Below are 6,123 nucleotides of genomic sequence, written 5' to 3' on the forward strand. Positions count from 1 at the left end.
AGGCTATGCGCCGGGCCGGGATGAAAAGGACGGCAAGCCGAAATCCGGCAAGGTCAATCGGCTGAAGGGGCTTGGCGATATCGATGGGTCGGCCGTTGTGAGCCTTGGCGCGGCCTATGAGATCTCGATGTTCACCGCCTCGCTAACTGCCAACCGCTATATTGGCGGCTCGGATGGATTTACCGTCACGGCGGGGCTTGGCGTCGCCTATCCGCTGACAGATAAGCTGGGTTTGGGTCTCGAAGTGAATACCACCTGGGCCGATAGCGCCTATATGGGCGATTATTTTGGCATCAATGCTGCCCAGTCCCGCCGGTCGGGCCGCAAGGCTTACAAGGCGGAGGCCGGGGTGAAAGATGTCGGCGTGACGTTGAGCGCGACCTATCGCCTCAATGATTCCATAACCTTAATGATGTCCGGCGGTCTGTCGCGGTTGCTGGGCGATGCGGGCAGCAGCCCCGTGGTGGCCGATAAAAATCAGCCCTCCGCCATGCTCGGCCTGTCCTATCGGTTCTAACCGTTCAAGAAGCCGTATTCCATTCGCCCCGCTTGTCGGTATGATAGGCATAACATGCGCCAAAAAGACGTGTGACCAAGGGCGGGGCCAAGGGAACAGGCTACATGAGCGACCTGAAAACAGGCTTCAATCAGCTATTCCTGCGTGAAGAAGAACTGCGGCAGGCAATCGAGCTGATGTTTTATGCCTATCGTGATTTCACGGCAGAGCCCGATGCGATGCTGGCCAAATGGAACTTTGGCCGCGCACACCATCGGGTTATCTATTTCGTCGGGCGATACCCGGACATTACGGTGAGCGATTTGCTCGGAATCCTGAAAATAACCAAGCAATCGCTTAGCCGCGTGCTCGGGCAATTGATCGACCAAGGCTATGTGGCGCAACGCCCCGGCCTGCGCGACCGGCGACAACGGTTGCTGACATTAACCGACAAGGGCCAAGAGCTTGAACGGTTGCTGTCGGAAAACCAACGGCAGTTGATCGCCAAAGCCTATCGGGCCGCGGGGGCTGCGGCCGTGGAAGGATTTCGCAAAGTGATGGTTGGGATGATTGCCGAGGAAGACCGGAAACGGTTTCGCCCGGTTGGCACTCCGAGCATCGCGGTGCCCTCGGGGCGCCCGGCACCAACCCCGCTTACCCGCCCGGTTCGGGTTCCTTGAGCCTGGTTTTAGCGAAGAATCGTGTGCTGATTATAGGGACTGGCGATTTGCGCGTGACTTCCGCGCTGCGACAGCCCATAGTCCGGAGGAGTATGGGCGGGCCGCAGAAGGGGGCAAAGCAATGAAATCCTTTAGTTTGAATGATTTCCGCTGGTCGCCGATTATCCTGCTGCGGCATAATGTCATTGAGCAATAGAGATTGTTATTATTTCTGCTATGACGACGGTGCAGCAAAAAACCAAAACTGATGAATCGGGCAACCGCATGGTGCATTGCACCACGGTCGATGATTTATTTTTGCCGGCTGCGCGCAGCCTGATCGGGACGCTTGCGCGGCCCTTTCTGGATCAAATGGCGATTACGCCAACCGAACTTATTTACTCGGCGCGCAATCACTCGCGCATTGATGGCGCGGGCACCTTGCTGCGCGACATCACCGAGCGGGCATCGGCCCTGCAAGCCAAAGCGATCGGACAGAAGACATTCGATCGGGTGCGCGAGATCCAGGCGCTGCTGGAACAGCTCTCGATCAAAATTCGCGCCTTTGAGGCCGCTGAACCCGCGATTATTCTAAAGCCCGGCGAATTTGTGGCCCAGGTCAGCCAAATTCTGCGCTCCGGGCCGCCCGACGTTGCCAATTTACGCCTTCAGCGCATGCTGATCGATACCCTCGCCGGATGTAAGAACTGGCTTGAGAAAATCGAGCGCATGCACGCGTTGGCGTTGGAAGCCGCCAACTCGCCCTATTTGCCGATCATTGATGGCCTGCTCTCGGAGAGCATCGTCAGCGATATGGCGCAGGAATCCTTCTTTGGGCGTCGGATGGTGCTGGAAGATAAGATCGATGATCTGATCGATCTCTACAAGGGCACCTACCCGACCCGCCGCATGGCCGAGCCGCACGCAACGGCCAAGAAGCTGCAGCAACTGTTGAAAGAAATGGACCTGCCCGAAACTCTGGCGGCGATCGAAACCAGCATTGTGCAGCAATTGGCCTCGCGCAACCCCATCGCTTCTTCGGAATTGATGACCGAGTTACGCGCGACCCACGCGGTTCTGGGGCGTTTGCGCCATAACGACCGGATCTTGGGTGGGCGGCGCGCGCTCGAATTCATCGATAAGCGTATGGGCCGACTGCTGACCGAGGAAACGATTGCCGATTATATCCGTAATCAAGGCAGTATGGGCGAAAAGGTCACGCGCCTTCTCGAAATTTATGCCGTTACCTTTGGCCCGAATAATAAAAAGATTCTCGAAGGCTTCTTACAGCGTTACTTTTCCGACGAAGATTTCGACCGACGCTTGCTAACGGGCGAAGGCTCTGGTGCGCATAAATTGCGTATTCTGGCCAACCTGTACCGGGCAATTATTGCTGCGCCATTAGGAAGTGCCGAAAAAGCGGCTTTTGGGCAGAAGGTTGCCGGAATGCAATCGTCTTTCATCGCCTCAACGCGCTTCTTTGCCAATATCGAAAAGCAAGTGATGCCAACCGCGAAGAAAGCCTTCCAGGTGATCGACTATTGCCAGGAAGGGTGCTTCATTCCGGGCGAGAATTTGGAAAAGGCGAAAGCCTTGGTGCGCCATTACCTAAGCCGGCCAGATTTTATGGATTCCTATGTCGGCCATATACCGTCGCAGGAAGGGAAGCGCGAAATGCTGTCTTCCTTGAAAGAGCGATTGGATAAACTCGGTATTCCGCTGCCAAGCCCGCAGCGCTAAGCGTTTCAGTTAAGGTTTCCCAGCATGGTGCTGCCCGCAGCCGACCCTGCTTCTCTCTCCGCCCTGGTGCTGATCGTTGATGACGACAAGCGCCTGAGTGATCTGCTGCAACGGTTTTTGGGCGAAAACGGCTTTCAAACCGTCGCCGTTCATACGGCGGGGGATGCGCGGGAGAAACTTGAATCCCTCGCCTTCGATATTCTCATCGTCGATGTGATGATGCCGGGCGAAAGCGGGATCGATCTGGTTCGCTCGGTGCGCAGTGAACAGGATGTGCCGATCCTGTTTCTCACCGCGCTGGGGGAAACCGAAGATCGGATTGCCGGGCTTGAAGTTGGGGCCGACGATTATCTGGTAAAGCCGTTCGATCCGCGCGAGCTGGTCTTGCGATTGCGCACAATCCTGCGGCGCACAGCGGCCGTTCCCCCGGCACCGCTTCTGGACAGTGACGAGGCTGACGCGGGCGATGCCGCCCAGTTCGGCGCGTTTCGCTTCGACTCGAAACGCCGCCTGCTCACCCGCAACGGCGAAGCGATTTACCTAACCTCGGGCGAAGCGGATTTGCTCGTCGCCCTCGTCGCCCACGCGGGTCAACCCTTGACGCGCGAAGATTTAGCCCCAGACGATCGCGCCACAATCACCGATCGCGCCATTGATGTGGCGATTACGCGGCTGCGTAAAAAAATAGAAACCGATCCCAAGTTCCCGCGCTATCTGCAAACGATCCGGGGCAAGGGCTATGTTCTCCATCTCGATTAAAGGGATCCGCAAGCGTTGGCCCCAAATTATTCCTTGGCTCGATCTGTTTCGAATCAAAAAATACCTGCCGAAAAATCTCTATGCCCGTTCGTTGATGATCATCGTTACACCGATGATCATTTTACAGATTGTCACGACTTATATTTTCTTTGAACAACATTGGAATATTCTCTCACGGCGGCTATCCGGGTCGGTCGCGGGGGAAATTGCTTTTGTTCTCAGTCAAATCGAGCAAACCCACCCGCGCGATCCGGGGGCCATCGGTCCGATGCTTATCGACGCTGAAAGCGCGACGGGCGTTGCTTTCGCCTTCACGCCCGACGAAATTCTGCCGAATGTCGAGCCGGGCAATGCGATGGAAACCTATGGCGACACGCTGGTTTCCGCCCTTGCCGAACGGCTGCGCCGCCCGTTTCGCCTGCGGGACGCGGAGGATGACCGCATTATCGTGATCGAGGCGCAAAGCTCCGATGGGGTGTTGCGCGCCTGGGTGAACCGGAAGCGGATTTTTACCTCCACCACTTATGTTTTCGTCCTCTGGATGGTCGGCACCTCCTTGCTGCTGTTCGGCATTGCCAGCGTCTTCATGCGCAATCAGGTGCGTCCGATCCGGCGGTTGGCGGAAGCGGCGGAACGGTTCGGCAAGGGTCAGCCGGTCGGCGAGGTGAAGCTGGAAGGCGCAACCGAAGTTCGCCGCGCCGCACTAGAATTCTCCCATATGCGCGAGCGCATTACGCGCCAGTTGCAACAGCGCATGGAAATGCTGGCGGGCGTCAGCCACGATCTGCGCACGCCGCTCACCCGGCTCAAACTCTCCGTCGAACTCTTGGGCGCGCACCCGGATCAAGAGCCGATGCGGCAAGATATTCTGGAAATGGAGAAAATGCTGAACGCCTATCTCGCCTTCGTGAAGGGTGAAGGGCGGGAGCTTTCAACCGAAACCGATCTGCTGCCGATGATCGATGGCATCTTTAGCACCCTGCGGCGCGGCCCCTATCAGGATCGGCACCTGCTGCTTCACGTCGGCGATGACGTTGGCCCGCTGTTGGTGAAGCCGGAAGCGATGCGGCGGTGCCTCAACAATATCCTACAAAATGCTGCCCGACATGCGCAGCGGATCGACGTGACCCTAAGCCGCCAGGGTGGGTTCCAGATTATTGAGATCCGCGACACGGGGCCGGGCATTCCCGCCGCGATGCGCGAAGAAATCTTCCGGCCGTTCTTCCGGCTGGAGGCAGCACGCACACCGCGCACCTTGATCGGCGAGGAAGGGGGGGTAGGCCTTGGGCTCACCATTGCGCGCGATATCGTTCGGGGTCACGGCGGCGAGATTAGCCTAAGCGATAATGTCCCGCACGGTTTGGTCGTCACCATTCGCCTGCCGCTTTAGATGACGACCTGAGCTGCGAAGGCAGCAATGGCGCTATTCACCGCGTCCGGCTGCTCGATTTGCGGGGCGTGCCCCGCCCCATCGAGGATGGTCAGCCGCGCGTCGGGATGGGCCTTTCGGTAAAAATCTGCCAAGGCGGGGCTATAGATACGGCTTTGCCCGCCTAAGAGAACCAGCAGCGGCAGCGCGCAGGAACGTAAGGCCGCGCGGGCATCGATCTGGGCCAAGGAGCGCCAGAGCGCTGCCAGCGTCGGCGCGTCCTGGGCGCTGAGGCGGGCGGTTGCTTCGGCCAACCACGCCGCTTCGGGCGGGCGACCGCGCGCGAATAAAGACCAGGCGATACGGGGGGCGAAATCGGCCCAACCGGCTTCCATGGCGTCGGCGGTTCGGATCATCTCGGCGGCGGTTTGGCGGCTAGCGATCCCATAACTCCAATCGGGCGCATTGGCCACTTTCGGCGTCATATCGAGAATGACCAAGCCCGCCGCCTGCACCCGCGCGTGGGTAAGCGCTTCGAGGGCGACCAACAGCCCCATCGACCAGCCCACCAGAATCGGGCGCACAAGCCCCTGCGCGCGCAAAAATTCGGCTAAGGCATCGCCCAGATCGGCAATGCTGAGGCCCGTATCGCGCGTTGCGGTTGGGCCATGGCCGGGCAGATCGGGAATGATCACCCGCAACCCTCGCTTCACCAGGGCCTGCTGCGCGGCAAAAAACTCCCCGCTCGCCCCCCAACCGTGAATGAACACGACGGGCGGCCCTTCGCCCACATCCAGCCAATGTCGGATTGGCGCGCGGCTCAAAGGGCGCCTTCCACATCCTTGATATAAACCAGCGCGCGCCCTGTCACCAAGGTCTCACCCGCCGCATCCCTGAGCGTGGTTGCGAGATCGCAGAGGTGCTTTTCCGGGCGCAGCTTCGTGATTTCAAGCGTCGCCGTGACCGTTTCCGTCAGCGGGACCGGCTTCAGGAACTGCATATCCTGCTTCAGGTAATTGGTGCCCCGCCCCGGCAGCTTGACGCCAAGAATATACGAGAAAAGCGCCGCCAGCAGCGGTTCGGGTAGGGCTGTGAACTCG

Annotated in this window: 6 protein-coding genes and 1 pseudogene; 5 read left to right on the forward strand and 2 right to left on the reverse strand. The window is 58.9% G+C overall.

Annotated features, from left to right (window positions below; translation table 11 throughout):
• From ACIQ36_RS17410 to ACIQ36_RS17430, 5 genes are all read left to right on the forward strand, one after another.
• A partial coding sequence (locus tag ACIQ36_RS17410; RefSeq protein ID WP_395831658.1) for a MipA/OmpV family protein occupies positions 1 to 517 on the forward strand: 517 nt, incomplete at its 5' end.
• Between the two features lie 104 nt (positions 518 to 621).
• Positions 622 to 1,176, forward strand: coding sequence for a MarR family winged helix-turn-helix transcriptional regulator (locus tag ACIQ36_RS17415; RefSeq protein WP_395831660.1), 555 nt, complete (start codon positions 622 to 624; stop codon positions 1,174 to 1,176).
• A 216-nt stretch (positions 1,177 to 1,392) separates the two neighbouring features.
• Entirely contained in the window at positions 1,393 to 2,895 is a 1,503-nt protein-coding gene (locus ACIQ36_RS17420) for a hypothetical protein (RefSeq protein WP_395831662.1), read from the forward strand.
• A 24-nt stretch (positions 2,896 to 2,919) separates the two neighbouring features.
• Positions 2,920 to 3,654, forward strand: a complete 735-nt coding sequence (locus tag ACIQ36_RS17425) for a response regulator (RefSeq protein WP_395831664.1) — start codon at positions 2,920 to 2,922, stop codon at positions 3,652 to 3,654.
• Positions 3,635 to 5,044, forward strand: a complete 1,410-nt coding sequence (locus ACIQ36_RS17430; protein WP_395831666.1) for a sensor histidine kinase — start codon at positions 3,635 to 3,637, stop codon at positions 5,042 to 5,044. Before ACIQ36_RS17425 ends, ACIQ36_RS17430 begins: the two co-directional genes overlap by 20 nt.
• On the opposite strand, the gene ACIQ36_RS17435 is transcribed toward ACIQ36_RS17430, so the two are convergent.
• Complete coding sequence (locus ACIQ36_RS17435) at positions 5,041 to 5,847, reverse strand: alpha/beta fold hydrolase (protein ID WP_395831668.1); 807 nt, start codon at positions 5,845 to 5,847, stop codon at positions 5,041 to 5,043. The genes ACIQ36_RS17430 and ACIQ36_RS17435 overlap by 4 nt on opposite strands.
• Positions 5,844 to 6,123 (reverse strand): annotated as a pseudogene (locus ACIQ36_RS17440) (hypothetical protein); the annotation flags it as partial. The pseudogene ACIQ36_RS17440 and the gene ACIQ36_RS17435, both read right to left, overlap by 4 nt.

The sequence above is a fragment of the Elstera sp. genome (genome assembly GCF_044372965.1).
Lineage (GTDB): Bacteria > Pseudomonadota > Alphaproteobacteria > Elsterales > Elsteraceae > Elstera.

Bases quoted from the DNA above. Each gene is read 5' to 3' on its own strand.
- ACIQ36_RS17425 (WP_395831664.1), top strand. From the start codon at position 2,920: ATGGTGCTGCCCGCAGCCGACCCTGCTTCTCTCTCCGCCCTGGTGCTG.
- ACIQ36_RS17415 (WP_395831660.1), top strand. From the start codon at position 622: ATGAGCGACCTGAAAACAGGCTTCAATCAGCTATTCCTGCGTGAAGAA.
- ACIQ36_RS17430 (WP_395831666.1), top strand. From the start codon at position 3,635: ATGTTCTCCATCTCGATTAAAGGGATCCGCAAGCGTTGGCCCCAAATT.
- ACIQ36_RS17420 (WP_395831662.1), top strand. From the start codon at position 1,393: ATGACGACGGTGCAGCAAAAAACCAAAACTGATGAATCGGGCAACCGC.